The 14,297-nt window shown below is 75.0% G+C and carries 15 protein-coding genes; 9 read left to right on the top strand and 6 right to left on the bottom strand.

What is annotated here, in order from left to right; genetic code table 11:
- Positions 1-54: 54 nt before the first annotated feature.
- Complete coding sequence (locus tag GA0115242_RS26515) at positions 55-648, top strand: hypothetical protein (protein WP_093832736.1); 594 nt, start codon at positions 55-57, stop codon at positions 646-648.
- Positions 649-664: 16 nt separating this feature from the next.
- Here GA0115242_RS26515 and GA0115242_RS26510 read toward each other — a convergent pair whose 3' ends face one another.
- From GA0115242_RS26510 to GA0115242_RS26490, 5 genes are all read right to left on the bottom strand, one after another.
- Positions 665-1,039, bottom strand: a complete 375-nt coding sequence (locus tag GA0115242_RS26510; RefSeq protein WP_093832734.1) for a hypothetical protein — start codon at positions 1,037-1,039, stop codon at positions 665-667.
- 22 nt (positions 1,040-1,061) lie between these two features.
- The gene (locus tag GA0115242_RS26505; protein WP_093832732.1) at positions 1,062-1,571 is read right to left on the bottom strand and encodes a roadblock/LC7 domain-containing protein; all 510 of its coding nucleotides are present in this window, start codon (positions 1,569-1,571) and stop codon (positions 1,062-1,064) included.
- A gap of 13 nt (positions 1,572-1,584) precedes the next feature.
- Positions 1,585-2,496 carry a hypothetical protein gene (locus tag GA0115242_RS26500; protein WP_093832730.1) on the bottom strand — a complete coding sequence of 304 codons (912 nt, stop codon included), beginning with the start codon at positions 2,494-2,496 and terminating at the stop codon, positions 1,585-1,587.
- The gene (locus GA0115242_RS26495) at positions 2,493-2,900 is read right to left on the bottom strand and encodes a hypothetical protein (protein WP_093832728.1); all 408 of its coding nucleotides are present in this window, start codon (positions 2,898-2,900) and stop codon (positions 2,493-2,495) included. The genes GA0115242_RS26500 and GA0115242_RS26495 overlap by 4 nt, the downstream gene beginning before the upstream one ends.
- A 169-nt stretch (positions 2,901-3,069) precedes the next feature.
- Complete coding sequence (locus GA0115242_RS26490; RefSeq protein WP_370672321.1) at positions 3,070-4,386, bottom strand: diaminopimelate decarboxylase; 1,317 nt, start codon at positions 4,384-4,386, stop codon at positions 3,070-3,072.
- Between the two features lie 296 nt (positions 4,387-4,682).
- Here GA0115242_RS26490 and hutU point away from each other — a divergent pair, with 296 nt between their 5' ends.
- The 4 genes from hutU (at position 4,683) to hutI (ending at position 10,178) form a co-directional block, all read left to right on the top strand.
- The gene (gene hutU / locus GA0115242_RS26485) at positions 4,683-6,347 is read left to right on the top strand and encodes a urocanate hydratase (protein WP_093832723.1); all 1,665 of its coding nucleotides are present in this window, start codon (positions 4,683-4,685) and stop codon (positions 6,345-6,347) included.
- 65 nt (positions 6,348-6,412) lie between these two features.
- Complete coding sequence (locus GA0115242_RS26480) at positions 6,413-7,615, top strand: allantoate amidohydrolase (protein ID WP_093832762.1); 1,203 nt, start codon at positions 6,413-6,415, stop codon at positions 7,613-7,615.
- Positions 7,612-8,952: a formimidoylglutamate deiminase gene (locus tag GA0115242_RS26475; protein ID WP_093832721.1), complete on the top strand. Its 1,341-nt coding sequence runs from the start codon at positions 7,612-7,614 to the stop codon at positions 8,950-8,952. Before GA0115242_RS26480 ends, GA0115242_RS26475 begins: the two co-directional genes overlap by 4 nt.
- Before the next feature lie 56 nt (positions 8,953-9,008).
- Positions 9,009-10,178: an imidazolonepropionase gene (gene hutI, locus GA0115242_RS26470; protein WP_093832719.1), complete on the top strand. Its 1,170-nt coding sequence runs from the start codon at positions 9,009-9,011 to the stop codon at positions 10,176-10,178.
- Positions 10,179-10,299: 121 nt separating this feature from the next.
- Here hutI and GA0115242_RS26465 read toward each other — a convergent pair whose 3' ends face one another.
- Positions 10,300-11,226, bottom strand: a complete 927-nt coding sequence (locus GA0115242_RS26465) for an RNA polymerase sigma factor SigF (RefSeq protein WP_093832717.1) — start codon at positions 11,224-11,226, stop codon at positions 10,300-10,302.
- A gap of 238 nt (positions 11,227-11,464) precedes the next feature.
- On the opposite strand from GA0115242_RS26465, the gene GA0115242_RS26460 reads away from it, so the two are divergent.
- From GA0115242_RS26460 to GA0115242_RS26445, 4 genes are all read left to right on the top strand, one after another.
- Positions 11,465-11,872, top strand: coding sequence for an STAS domain-containing protein (locus GA0115242_RS26460; protein ID WP_093832715.1), 408 nt, complete (start codon positions 11,465-11,467; stop codon positions 11,870-11,872).
- A 206-nt stretch (positions 11,873-12,078) separates the two neighbouring features.
- Positions 12,079-12,624, top strand: coding sequence for an ATP-binding protein (locus GA0115242_RS26455; protein ID WP_093832713.1), 546 nt, complete (start codon positions 12,079-12,081; stop codon positions 12,622-12,624).
- A gap of 258 nt (positions 12,625-12,882) precedes the next feature.
- Entirely contained in the window at positions 12,883-13,584 is a 702-nt protein-coding gene (locus tag GA0115242_RS26450; RefSeq protein ID WP_093832711.1) for an LPXTG cell wall anchor domain-containing protein, read from the top strand.
- Between the two features lie 31 nt (positions 13,585-13,615).
- The coding region (locus GA0115242_RS26445) for a hypothetical protein (RefSeq protein WP_107461496.1) at positions 13,616-14,297 on the top strand (682 nt) is incomplete at its 3' end.

Here is a 14,297-nt window from a genome sequence, read left to right as displayed (position 1 = left end):
CGGCCGCTACCCTGCCGCTCCGGTGGACGGTGACGCGGCGATCAGGAGGCGGACGTGGCACGCGCGGCTCGTGGAGGACAGGGACTGGCCCGGGTGGCCGTCGTGGTGCGCGCGGGAGCGGCCCCGCTCTGGTGGCTCGGGGTCTGCGCGGCCGGGATCGGGGTGCTGGTGCCGGGGCTGACCGGCCGCCGGATCGGCCTGCTGGCCGGGGCCGCCCTGTTCCTCGTCGCGACGGCGGTGACGGCCACCGTCCGCCGCGGCCGCTACCGAGCTCTGGCGGGCGCCGCCTCCCGCGCGGGCCGGCACGACGTCCTCCAGGACCGCGCGGTCACCGTGCGCACCTGGCGCCGCGGGCACCGCTGGTGGCTCCTCGCGGCGGCGGTGGCGGCGCTGGCCGCCTCCTTCGCGGTACCGGCCGCGGGTGGCCTGCTGCTGGCCGGGGTCGGCACCGGGCTGCGGCTGAAGGCGGCCTGGCTCGGCCGGGTCGAACGGGACGCGGACGCGCTGCTGTGGGTCCGCATCGACTGGCTCGCCCGGGACGGCGGCCGCCCTGCGGCCCGGTCCGTCAAGGGCTACCGGGGCACCGGCATCGCCGCGGGCGACGCGGCCCCCGGCGGCGCCCGCCGCCGGACCGCCGCCCTCGTCTGAACCGGCCGCGCCCGGCTCAGATCTCCAGGTCCTCCTCGATCCTGCGCAACTGGTGGCGGGCCATCGCCAGGTTGGACCGCTTGGCGTCCAGCACCAGGTACAGGAAGAGGCCGTTGCCGCCCCGGCCGCTCATCAGGCGGATCAGGTGGTACTGGTCGGTCAGGCTGATCAGGATGTCCTCGATCTGCCCCTTGAGCCCGAGGTGCTCCATGGTGCGCATCTTGGCGCGCACCACGTCCGTGTTGCCCGCGGCGGCCACGCTCAGGTCGAAACCCTTGCTGCCGCCCAGGGTCCCCAGCGCCATCCCGCTGGTGTAGTCGACGAGCGCGATGCCGGTCGCGCCCTCGATGGAGGCCAGAGCCTCTTTCAGCGAGGTCTCGGTGTTGGCCATGGCTGTGCTCCCTAGGTCGCTTTCAACTATCGGTGGTGGTGCGCGCGTCGGTGTTCGCGGTGCGTGCCGCGCGCGCCGTTCTGGTCCGTGCCCCGGCCTGTCCCGCGCCTGGTGCGGCGGGTTTGGCCGGTCTGGGGCGGGCGGGGGCGGCCTGGGCGGCCCGCCGGGCGTCGACCAGTTCGCCGACGCGCGCCCCCGACCTGCGGCCCTCCAGCAGCAGCCGCCCGAGGTTGACCCGGTCCTGGGCGAGCAGCGTCAGCACCGCCGACCCGCCCGCCGTGTACGCGGCGACGTAGCCGTACACCCCGTGCACGACCAGCTCGCGCACCGCGCCCTGCCCCGTCAGGTCCGCCAGCCGGACCGCGGCGCCGTGCGCGGCCGCGGTGAGCGCCGCCATCGCCTCGGCGTCGACGCCCGGGGTGTCCTGGGCGAGCGGCGTACCGTCCGTGCCGGTCACCAGCGCCCCCGTCAGCTGGGGCACCCGGGCCCTCAACCGGCGCAGCTCGTCCAGGATCTCGGGCTCGGCGGCCATCCGGTGTCTCCTCTCAAAGGGCCTCCAGCGCATCTCTGAGCCTCTTCAGCAGCGTGACGTGGGGATCGGACGACAGAAGCTCGGCGCGGGGCGGGGGCGCCGGGACGACGTCCTCGTAGGGGTGCGCGGGGGGCGGCGCGGTCGCCCGGCCCGGGTCGAGGACCCCGGCCGCGGCCAGCCGCCGGACGTCGACCAGGGTGTGGAAGGCCAGCCGCCCCAGCTCGCGGGCGATGTCGGTGGCCGTGCGGACGCCGTCCACCCGGTCGAGGACCGTGCGCTGACGGCGGGTGAGCGCCGGGGGCGCGGTGCGGGCGGAGACGGTGAGCGGGGCCTCGTCCGGACGCGGGTCGGGCCAGATGCGGTGCAGCAGATCGCGGCGGCGGACGGTCTCCCGCTCCAGGGCGGCCACCGGCAGCGGGCGGAACATGAGCGTCGCGGGGGCTGCCGGGCGGGCGGCGCCGCTCGGGGGCGTCGCGGCGGGGTCGGCCGTACCGTCCGGGTCCGCCGGGGCGCCGTAGCGGAAGCGGCCCGGGGTGCTGCTGGGCGCGAGGCAGAAGTAGGCGGCGTCGTACAGCGCGGAGAGCTGGCACAGTTCCAGCGCGCCCGGGGTGATCCGTCCGGCGTCGACGAGACGGCGTCCGGCCCGCGCCGGGTCGCCGGTGGCCGCGAGGGCCGCCCCCCAGTCGTCGGCGCCGAGGAGGCCGTGGGCGGTGAGGAGCACGTCGAGCCCGGGGGCGGAGGGGCTCTCGGCGTGCACCACCAGGCCGTCCGCGAGGTGCAGGGTGCCGCGCTCGCGGACCAGGACGCCGGTGGCGCGCTCGGCGGCCAGCCGGGTCAGCATCGGGGAGAGGCCGCCCCGGCCGCGCCCCTCGGATCTGGAGCGGACCGGCAGGCGCGGCGGAGGGGGCGTGCGGACGGCGGTCATGCCAGCACCAGCCGTCGCGCCATCTCCCCGAGCCGGATGCGGGCCAGCGCCAGATTGCCCTCGGTGCGCGCCAGCCACAGGTGCAGGACGACCGAGCCGTCGAACGAGGGGCCCACGAACCGCAGGACGTGGTAGCTGTCCCGGTTGCTGACGATGAGGTCCTCGACGGGCGGGTCGGCGCCCGCGGCCGGGTCGCCCCCGGGGTCGTCGTCGGGCGCGAACGCCCGCTGCTCGGCGGCGAGCCGGGCGAACTCCGCGGCCTCCGTCGCGGCGGCCTCGTGGTCGCCGCCGGGCGACTCGCCCACCGTGCCCAGCGCCAGTCCGCTGGTCCAGTCGACCAGCGAGGCGCCCCGGGCACCCGGCAGTCGCATGGCCTCCAGCAGACACTCGTCGATTCCGGGCACCGTTGCTCCCCTCCCGCCTGGGGTTCGGCTGAGTGACGCCGAAGCTACGCAACGTGCAGGGCGGGCAGGAGGGATCTGGCATTTTCCGGTGGAACATGCGCGCGGGGACTAACGTGGGTCGGCTGAGCGCGATCGCCTCATCCGATAAACGCTGATCTGCGCGGATGCGTCAACGGCGCTCGGGTGCCCCCAGGGTGGTGAGCGCACCGGCATGCGCCCCTCCGGATTCGGCCACGATCTCCGCCAGGCTCTGCGGGGCCCGGACCGTCGCGAACGCCGTGCCGCCGTCCCCGTCCGGCGCGAAGCCGTACACGCCGGGACGCGCGAGGGAGTTGTAGCCGTAGTGGTGGGCGAAGTAGTACGCGCCCGTGTCCAGCGCCGCCGCGTAGTCGCCCTGGGCGAGCGGCGGCAGCGCCCGCCCCTCGGCGAGCAGGTCGCCGGAGAAGCAGGCGGGACCCGCCACGTCCTGCACCACCGGCGGGTCCGTCCGCGGCCGTCCCGCCGCGTCGTAGGCGGCGATCCGCAGCGGCCACGCGTCCGGCGCGTACACCGTCCTGGTCGCCACCTGCACGCCCGCGTGGGTGACCGCGATCGGACGCCCGCCCGCGCTCTTGGCGTACTCCACCCGCGCCACCACCGTGCCGTGCTTGGCCAGCAGCGACCGGCCGAACTCGGTGATGAGCCCGTACCGCCCGGAGAACAGCCCCGGCACCTCCCGGGCCAGCAGCCGCGCGTACCGGGCGTAGGTCGGCGCGGTCTCGTCCGAGCCGAAGTTCACCGGCAGCCCGCCGCCGATGTCCAGGGTGTCGATCTGCGGGCGCCCGATCCGCCGGTTGATCTCCTCCGCGAGGGCGTACGTCTCGGCCACGCCCCGCACCATCAGCTCCAGCGGGATGCCCTGCGAGCCGGTGTGCGCGTGCAGCCGGGTGAGCCACGGGCGCTGCGCGTACGCCTCCACCACCCACGCGCGCGCCCCCTCGTCGCGCAGCGCCACCCCGAACTTGGAGGTGGCTGTCGCGGTCGAGGTGGACCCGATGGAACCCCCGCCGATCTGCGGGTTGACCCGGATGCCGAGCGGCGAGCGGCAGGCCGCCGACCGCATCAGGGCGTCCAGCCGGTCCAGCTCCTGCGGGTTGTCCGCGTTGACGGCGATGCCCAGGGCCAGCGCCTCCCGCAGCTCGGCGGGCGTCTTCGCGGGCGAGTCGAGGACGGTCCTCGCCGGTGCCAGCCCGGCCGCCCGCGCCAGGGCCAGCTCCCCGGGGCTCGCCACCTCGGCGCCGAGGCCCTCCTCGCGCAGCAGCCGCAGCACCGGCACCAGCGGGCACGCCTTGACCGCGAAGGCGTGCAGCACGGGCGTGCCGGGCGCGGTGACCTCGTCGAGCGCGGCCCGCAGCGCCGCCGCCGACGCGCGCACCCCGGCGACGTCCAGCAGCCCCACGACCGGGGCGGACGGCCCCAGCAGCCCCTGCTCCACGGCGGCCCGCACCGCCAGGTCGCGGCGCCGGGTCCTGGCCGCGCCGTCCGCCGCCGCGCCGGAGGGGTCCGGGTGGAGGCCGGGAGAGGGCCGGTCGCTCTGTCCGTGCGGGTCGTTCGGGTCGCTCACGTCATCCCCTGGGAAGTCGCCGGTCGTGGGCCGGTGTGCGTGCGTGCCGTCGCGTCCAGCCAAACATCCGCGGCCCGGCGGTGCGGCCCCGGCCCTATTGACTAGGTCTATTCATAAAGCAAGGATGTGAATAACAGGAGTTACGCAGTCATCGGGAGCAAGCCGCCAGGAGGCAGACCATGTCAGGACCCCGCCCCGTACGAGCGCCGCGCGGTACGGAACTGAGCGCCCTGGGATGGCAGCAGGAAGCCGCCCTGCGCATGCTCCAGAACAACCTCGACCCCGAGGTCGCCGAACACCCCGACAAGCTCGTCGTCTACGGCGGCACCGGCAAGGCCGCCCGCGACTGGCGCTCCTTCGACGCCATGGTCCGCACCCTGCGCACCCTCAAGCAGGACGAGACGATGCTGGTCCAGTCCGGCCGCCCGGTCGGCGTGATGCAGACCCACGAGTGGGCGCCGCGCGTCCTCATCGCCAACTCCAACCTCGTCGGCGACTGGGCCACCTGGGAGGAGTTCCGCCGCCTGGAGGCCCTCGGCCTCACCATGTACGGCCAGATGACCGCCGGTTCCTGGATCTACATCGGCACCCAGGGCATCCTCCAGGGCACCTACGAGACGTTCTCCGCCGTCGCCGCCAAGAAGTTCGGCGGCACCCTCGCCGGGACCATCACCCTCACCGCCGGCCTCGGCGGCATGGGCGGCGCCCAGCCGCTCGCCGTGACCATGAACGACGGCGTCGCGATCTGCATCGACGTCGACCCCCGCGCCATCGAGCGCCGCATCGAGCACCGCTACCTCGATGTCAGGGCCGACTCCCTCGACCACGCCCTCGGACTGGCCGTCGAGGCCCGGGACGCGCGCCGCCCGCTCTCCATCGGCCTCCTCGGCAACGCGGCCGAACTGCTCCCGCGGCTCCTCGCCATGGACGCCCCGATCGACATCGTCACCGACCAGACCTCCGCCCACGACCCGCTCGCCTACCTCCCGGTCGGCATCGCCTTCGAGGACATGGCCGACGCCGCCGCGAAGGACCCGGCCGGGTTCACCGACCGCGCCCGGGAGTCCATGGCCCGCCACGTCGAGGCGATGGTCGGCTTCCAGGACGCGGGCGCCGAGGTCTTCGACTACGGCAACTCCATCCGCGGCGAGGCCCGGCTCGCCGGGTACGAGCGGGCGTTCGCCTTCCCCGGCTTCGTCCCCGCCTACATCCGCCCGCTGTTCTGCGAGGGCAAGGGCCCCTTCCGCTGGGCCGCCCTCTCCGGCGAGGCGTCCGACATCGCCAGGACCGACAGGGCCATCCTCGACCTCTTCCCCGAGAACGAGTCCCTGGCCCGCTGGATCAAGCTCGCCGGTGAACGCGTCCGCTTCCAGGGGCTGCCCGCCCGCATCTGCTGGCTCGGCCAGGGCGAGCGGGACCGCGCGGGGGAGCGCTTCAACGACATGGTGGCGAGCGGCGAGCTGGCCGCCCCGCTGGCCATCGGCCGCGACCACCTCGACTGCGGCTCCGTCGCCTCGCCGTACCGGGAGACCGAGGGGATGCGCGACGGCTCCGACGCGATCGCCGACTGGCCGCTGCTGAACGCCATGGTCAACGTGGCGTCCGGGGCGTCCTGGGTCTCCGTCCACCACGGCGGCGGGGTGGGCATGGGCCGCTCCCTGCACGCGGGCCAGGTCACGGTGGCCGACGGGACCCCGCTGGCCGGGGAGAAGATCCGCCGCGTCCTCACCAACGACCCCGGGATGGGCGTCATCCGGCACGTGGACGCCGGGTACGAGGCCGCGGAGGCGGTCGCCGACGAGCGGGGCGTACGGGTCCCCATGCGCGAGGACGACACCGCGTGACCCGCGCGCGGACGACGGGACCGCGGCCCGCGCCCCCCACCCCGGTGCCGCCGTCCTTCCAGGAGATGTGGCGGGAGCTGGCGCCCGTCGGACGGCACGAGGGGACCGGCGGCTACCGGCGGTTCGCCTGGACCGCCGCCGACACCGAGTGCCGGGCCTGGTTCGAGCGGCAGGCGCGCGGCCGCGGGCTCGACGTCGAGGTCGACCGGAACGGCAACCAGTGGGCCTGGCTGGGCGATCCCGCCCTCGGGGACGCCGTCGTCGCCGGGTCGCACCTCGACTCCGTGCCCGACGGCGGGGCCTTCGACGGGCCCCTCGGGGTCGTGTCGGCGTTCGCCGCGCTCGACGAACTGCGCGCCAGGGGCGCCCGCCTCGACCGCCCCCTCGGGATCGTCAACTTCGGCGACGAGGAGGGCGCCCGGTTCGGGCTCGCCTGCGTCGGCTCCCGGCTGGCCGCCGGACAGCTCACCCCGGCCGCCGCGCACCGCCTCACCGACGCCGACGGGATCACCCTCCCGCAGGCCATGGCGGCGGCCGGGCACGACCCCGACGCGATCGGCGCCGACCGGGAACGGCTCGACCGGATCGGCGCGTTCGTCGAACTCCACGTCGAACAGGGCCGCGCGCTGGACCTGAGCGGGGACCCGGTCGGCGTCGCCAGCGCCATCTGGCCGCACGGCCGCTGGCGGTTCGACTTCCGCGGCGAGGCCAACCACGCGGGCACCACCCGGCTGGCCGACCGCCGCGACCCGATGCTGCCCTACGCCGAGTCGGTGCTCGCCGCCCGCCGCGAGGCACGGCTCGCGGGCGCCGTCGCCACCTTCGGCAAGATCGCCGTCGAACCCAACGGCGTCAACGCCGTCCCCTCCCTGGTGCGCGGCTGGCTCGACTCCCGGGCCGCGGACCAGGCCACCCTCGACACCGTCGTCGGCGGCGTCGAGCGGGCGGCCCGCGAGTACGCCGACGCGCACGGCGTCGACCTCGACGTCGTCCGGGAGTCCTTCACCCCGGTCGTGGAGTTCGACGACGCCCTGCGCGACGAACTCGCCCGCGTCCTCGGCCGGGACACCGGCCTCACCGTCCCGGTCCTGGGCACCGGCGCGGGACACGACGCCGGGATCCTCTCCGCCGCCCTCCCCACCGCCATGCTGTTCGTGCGCAACCCCACCGGTGTCTCGCACTCCCCGGCCGAGTCCGCCACGGAGGACGACTGCGTGGCCGGTGTGCTCGCCCTCGCCGACGTACTGGAAGGACTGGCCCGCAAGTGACCGGCACCCGCACGTACTGGCTGGAGCACGCCTGGCTCGACCCCCGGGTCGAACCCGGCGTCGCCGTCGAGGTCGCGGACGGCCGCGTCACCGCCGTCCGCACCGGCGAGCCGGCCCCGCCGCCCGGTGCCGAGGTGCTGCGCGGCCTCACCCTCCCGGGGCTAGCCAACGCCCACAGCCACGCCTTCCACCGCGCGCTGCGCGGCACCGTCCAGGTCGGCTCGGGCACCTTCTGGACCTGGCGCGAGACCATGTACGCGGTCGCCCACCGGCTCACCCCCGACCGCTACCACGCCCTCGCCCGCGCGGTGTACGCCGAGATGGCGCTGGCCGGGATCACCGCCGTCGGCGAGTTCCACTACGTGCACCACGCCCCCGGCGGTACCCCCTACGCCGACCCCAACGCGATGGGCGAGGCGCTGATCGCGGCCGCGGCCGACGCCGGGATCCGCGTCACCCTCCTCGACACGGCCTACCTCTCCGCGGGCTTCGGCGAGCCGCCCGAGGCCCACCAGCGCCGCTTCAGCGACGGCACCGCCGACGCCTGGGCCGAACGCTGTTCACTTCTCAAGGAACGGGATCACGCGCGGATCGGCGCCGCCGTCCACTCCGTGCGGGCGGTGCCCGCCGACCAGCTCGCGACCGTGGCGCGGTGGGCCGAGGAGCGCCGGGCCCCGCTGCACGTCCACCTCTCCGAGCAGACCGCCGAGAACGACGCCTGCCTCGCCGCCCACGGCCGCACCCCCGCCCGCCTCCTCGCCGACCACGGGGTCCTCGGGCCGCGCACCACCGGCGTCCACAACACCCACCTCACCGCCGCGGACATCGCCCTGATCGGCGGCAGCGGCACCGGCACCTGCATGTGCCCGACCACCGAACGCGACCTCGCCGACGGCATCGGACCCGCCCTCGCCCTCCAGCTCGCCGGTTCCCCGCTCTCCCTCGGCTCCGACAGCCACGCCGTCGTCGACCTGCTCGAAGAGGCCCGCGCGATGGAGCTGAACGAGCGGCTGCGCACCCGCACCCGGGGCCACTGGACGGCCGCCGCGCTGCTGCGCGCCGCCTCGGCCGACGGCCACCGATCGATCGGCTGGCAGGACGCGGGCACCCTGGCGCCGGGCGCGCTCGCGGACTTCACCACCGTCGCCCTCGACTCGGTCAGGACGGCCGGGCCGGCGCCCCGGCTCGCGGCCGAGACCGCGGTATTCGCGGCGAGCGCGGCGGACGTCCGGCACACGGTCGTCGCCGGGCGGCAGATCGTGCGCGACGGGGCCCACACGCTCGTCCCCGACGTGCCGCGGGCGCTCGCGCGGGCCGTCGCCGACCTGCGCGCCTGACACCCCCACCCGCCCCGGTCGGCATCCGCCCGCCCCCGGCCAGCCACGAGGACACCATGAGCAGCACCGCCATCACCGACATCGCCGCACTGGTCACCAACGACCCCTCCCTCGGTGACGGGTCCCCGCTCGGACTGATCCACGACGCCGCGCTCGTCATCGAGGGCGAACGGGTCGTCTGGACCGGTGAGTCAAGCAAAGCACCCGCCACTGACAACCGGGTCGACGCCGGGGGCCGGGCGGTCCTGCCCGGCTTCGTCGACTCGCACTCCCACCTGCTCTTCGCGGGCGACCGCACCGAGGAGTTCAACGCCCGCATGTCCGGGCGGCCCTACAGCGCGGGCGGCATCCGCACCACCGTCGCCGCCACCCGCGCGGCGAGCGACGCGGAGCTGGAGCGCACCCTCACCCGCCACCTCGCCGAGGCCCTGCGCCAGGGCACGACCACCTTCGAGACCAAGTCCGGCTACGGCCTGACCGTCCACGACGAGGCCCGCGCCCTGCGCGTCGCGGCCGCCCACACCGACGAGGTCACCTACCTCGGCGCCCACATCGTCGCCCCCGAACTCGCCGACGACCCGGCCGCGTACGTCGACCTCGTCACCGGCGAGATGCTCGACGCCTGCGCGCCGCACGCGCGCTGGATCGACGTCTTCTGCGAGCGGGGCGCCTTCGACGGCGACCAGGCCCGCGCGATCCTCACCGCGGGCCGGGCCAGGGGGCTGCACCCGCGCATCCACGCCAACCAGCTCTCCCACGGCCCCGGCGTGCAGCTCGCCGTCGAACTGGACGCGGCCAGCGCCGACCACTGCACCCACCTCACGGACGACGACGTCGACGCCCTCGCGCACAGCGACACCGTCGCCACGCTGCTGCCCGGCGCCGAGTTCTCCACCCGCGCGCCCTGGCCCGACGCCCGGCGGCTGCTCGACGCGGGCGCCACGGTCGCGCTCTCCACCGACTGCAACCCCGGCTCGTCGTTCACCTCGTCGGTGCCGTTCTGCGTCGCGCTCGCCGTGCGGGACATGGGGATGACCCCGGACGAGGCGGTCTGGTCGGCGACCGCGGGCGGCGCGCGCGCCCTGCGCCGGGACGACGTCGGCCGGCTCTCCCCGGGCGCCCGCGCGGACCTCGTCGTGCTGGACGCCCCCAGCCACGTCCACCTGTCGTACCGGCCGGGCGTGCCGCTGGTCGCGCAGGTGTGGAGGCGCGGCGAGCGGCGGTAGCCCCGGACGCCCGGGGGCGGACACGACGAAGCGCGGTGTGCCCGTGCGGCACCCCGCGCCACGCGCCCGGCGTGGTCACTCCTCGAAGGTCACGTGGTCACTTCTCGAAGCCCCACGCGGCTCACTCCTCGACGGTCAGCCCCCTGCGCAGCCGCGTCAGCGTGCGCGACAGCAGCCGGGAGACGTGCATCTGGGAGATGCCCAGCTCCTCGCCGATCTCGGACTGGGTCATCCCGGCGACGAACCGCAGCGAGAGGATCTTCCGGTCCCGGGACGGCAGTTCGGCGATCAGCGGCTTCAGCGACTCGACGTACTCGATGCCTTCGAGCCCGTTGTCCTCGTAGCCGATCCGGTCCGCGAGGGTGCCCTCGGAGTCGTCCTCGGCGGGCTGGGCGTCCAGCGAGGAGGCGGTGTAGGCGTTGGACGCCGCCATGCCCTCGACGACCTCTTCCGCGGGGATGCCCAGGCGCTCGGCCAGCTCGGCCACCGTCGGCGCGCGGTCCAGCTTCTGCGCCAGCTCGTCGCCCGCCTTGGCCAGGTCGAGGCGCAGCTCCTGGAGCCTGCGCGGCACGCGCACGGACCACGAGGTGTCGCGGAAGAAGCGCTTGATCTCGCCGATGATGGTCGGCATCGCGAAGGTCGGGAACTCGACCCCGCGGGACAGCTCGAACCGGTCGATCGCCTTGATCAGGCCGATCGTGCCGACCTGGACGATGTCCTCCATGGGCTCGCTGCGCGAACGGAACCGGGAGGCGGCGAACTTGACCAGCGCGAGGTTCAGCTCGACGAGGGTGTTGCGGACGTAGGAGTAGTCGAGCGTGCCCTCTTCGAGGGATTCGAGCCGTTCGAAGAGCGTCTTGGACAGGGCCCGCGCGTCGACCGGACCCACCTGGTCGTACGGCGGGATCTCCGGAAGTCCGTCGAGTCCTGCGGTACCGGCTTCGGCGTCCGCGTCACCGTCGAGGGGATCCAGATGTTCCGGGAGGGATGCCGACGTCGCCTGCTGGGTATGCGATGCGTCGAGCCGGGGTGACATGATGTCCTCCATCGTTCTCGGCATAAGGCTGCCGAAGCCAAATTCGTGCACTGCGGTGTGCGGCGCCTCCAAAGCCGGCCGTGTCGGTTGCGTTCCACATAGCCCTACCCGCTTTCCCGCACCCGCCGCAAGTGCGTTACCTGGGCATATGTCCGTTTGATGGCGGTTGTTCGGGTGTCGGAGAGTGTGAGGAAGGCGTAGTGTTCGGACGCGTCAGTCAGCAGGCACGACGTCGGGAGAGAGAGACGGCATGGACCGCGGGACGGTCGGCAGCACACAGTCTGGCCGACTACTGGTGGAGGTGCGCGCAGAGGGCTCCAGTGCCGTCGTGACACCGGCGGGTGAACTGGATCACCACACCGCCGATCTGTTGCGCGAGCCGCTGGAGGAGTGCCTCGACAACGGCTTCAGCCGGTTGGTCGTGGACTGCGCACGGCTGGAGTTCTGCGACTCCACCGGCCTCAACGTACTGCTCGGTGCCCGGCTCAAGGCCGAGGCCGCCGGGGGCGGGGTCCATCTCGCGGGCATGCTGCCCGTGGTGGCCCGGGTCTTCGAGATCACCGGGGCGGACGCGGTCTTCACCGTGCACGCCACGCTCGACGACGCCCTCGCGGACGAGACCGGCGGCGGGAAGGACGGCACCGGCGACGCCGGTTGACCGGCCCCGTGCCCGCCCCGGCGGCACCCTCCCGAACGGCACTTTCCGGGCGACCGGCGCACGGTGTCGAAACCGGGGGGTGTTCCACCGGTCCGGTCGGGCAGGAGACAACCTGAACATGGTCGGCGGGCGCCCGGCGGAACAGCCGTCGGGTCGCGTACCGACTCTTGAATCGTGAACTGGTGAATCGGTGAGGTGAAGCGCTGATGAGCACCACCCGGCCTTGCTCGCCGGGCGACCGCGGCCCGGAGCCCGGTGGCGCTTCCGGTGCGTCCGAGGGGGGCGCGTCCGGAAACGGTGCGTCCGAGGGGGACGTGCCCGCGTCGTCGGCGACCACAGTGGACCGGCAGGTCCGCAGGCTGAGCTTCGAGGGCCAGAGCGGGGTCGTCCCGCTCGCTCGCGACTTCGCGCGCCAGGCGCTGTACGCGTGGGGCTGGCTCCCCGCCGACTCGGCCGACCGGAGGGCCGCCGCGGAGGACGTGCTGCTCGTCGTCTCCGAACTGGTCACCAACGCCTGCCTGCACGCCGAGGGGCCGGACGAGCTGCGGATCGGCTGCGACAAGAAGGTCATCCGCGTCGAGGTCGCCGACCGCGGCGCGGGTCAGCCCGCCCCGCGCACCCCGCACCGCTCCGGCCGCCCCGGCGGCCACGGCATGTTCATCGTGCAGCGGCTCTGCCTGGACTGGGGAGTCGTCCGCACGACGGGCGGCGCGGGCAAGACGGTCTGGGCGGAACTGGGCGCCCCGGCGTAGCCCACGGCGCCGGGAAGGGCCCGCGACCGCGCGAGCGGCACGCGGGCCTTCGCCGTGCCCGGACCCGGCCCGCCCCGCACCGGACGCCCGTCCGGGACCCGGGTGTCCCGGCGCCGGTGTCCGTCCCGTCCTCCCCCCGGGGTCTCCCGGGTGTGCCGGATCCCCACAACTTCCGGCGCGCACCGTGTCTTCCTTCCTCGGGACCCCGGGCGTACCTTGACGGCCGATCTGATGTGCCGTCAGGAATGAGGGTGGACCGTGCCGTACCCGAAACGAACCGCCGCGCTCGCGTCCGTCGCGGCCCTGGCCGGGTCGGCGGTGCTGCTCGGCGCCCCGGCGGCCCACGCCTCCGTCGTCGACGTGAACTACCAGTGCAAGACGCCGATCGGCGACAAGAGCGCCGTCTCGCCCATCGACATCAAGGGTGTCGCCAGCGGCGCCGGTTACCGGATCACCATGTCCTGGCAGAAGGGCGTCTCCTCCAGCCCCGTCGAGCTGGGCAAGGGCGCGATGAGTCCGAGCGCGACCATCATGCTGGGCGGCGCCGACAGCGGGACCCTCGCCGTCTCGGGCCCCGCGAACCAGGCCGCGATCCCCGCCGACACCCCGATCAAGATCAGTGACCTGACGGGCACCTACACCCCGAAGAAGACCGGCAAGGTCACCTTCACGCCCGGGGTCCTCACCATCAAGGCGCTGGGCACGACCACCACCTGCACCCCCTCGAACACACCGGGTCCCGCCCTCACCCTCGACGTGAAGGCGTCCGGCGGCTCGTCCGGCTCCGGATCGTCCGGCGGGGGCACCTCCGGCTCGTCCGGCGGCGGCACCCTCCCGCAGACCGGCCCCGCCGACTCGGCGATCGCCCTCGGCACCCTCGGCGGCACCGTGCTGCTCACCGGCGCGGCCGGGGCCCTGTGGCTCACCCGGCGCGGCCAGCCTGGCCGGGCGCGCCGCTGACCCCCGCACCGGACGACGCAGGAGCCGCCCCATGCCGCCCACGCCGAACGCCACCCGCGCCCTGGTCCTGCCGCTCGCCCTGCTGCTGATCCCGGTCGCCGTCCCGCGGGCCGCGGCGGCCGGTGCCGGGTGGTCGCTCGCGCCCGCCGGGGACGGACGCCCGTCGTTCTACGCCGAGGGCGCGCCCGGCGCGGTCGTCCGGGACACGGTGGCCGTCACCAACGGCGGCGCCCGGCCGGTCACGGTGACCCTGGCGGCCGACGGCGTCCGGGCCTCGTTCGCCGACGTCCTCGTCCGGGTGCCGGGCCGCACCCGCGCCGAGGTCCCCTTCACCGTCCGGGTGCCGGGGGACAGGTCGGGCGCGATCGTCGCCCGGGACGCGGCGGGCCGCGTCCGATCGGTGCCGCTGCGGCTGCGGGCGGGCGTCCCGGACCTCTCCGCGCTGACCGTCGAGCACGTCCGGGTGCGCGCCGACCGCATCACCTACGACCTGGTCAACCGCGGCACGACGACGCTCGTCCCGCGGCTCGCCGTGCGCGCGGACGGCCTTTTCCGCCGGGTCCTCGACCGCGCCCCGCGCGCCCTGCCGGTCCGCCTCGCGCCGGGCACCCGCGCCTCCCTCACCGAGCCCTGGCCCGGCCGCCCGGCCCTGGACGCGGTCGACGTCCGCCTCACCGTGACCGCGCCGGACGGCACCCGCGCCACCGTCGGCG

This window comes from Streptomyces sp. SolWspMP-5a-2 (assembly GCF_900091845.1).
Lineage (GTDB): Bacteria > Actinomycetota > Actinomycetes > Streptomycetales > Streptomycetaceae > Streptomyces > Streptomyces doudnae.
This window is presented reverse-complemented; position numbering and strand designations above follow the sequence as displayed.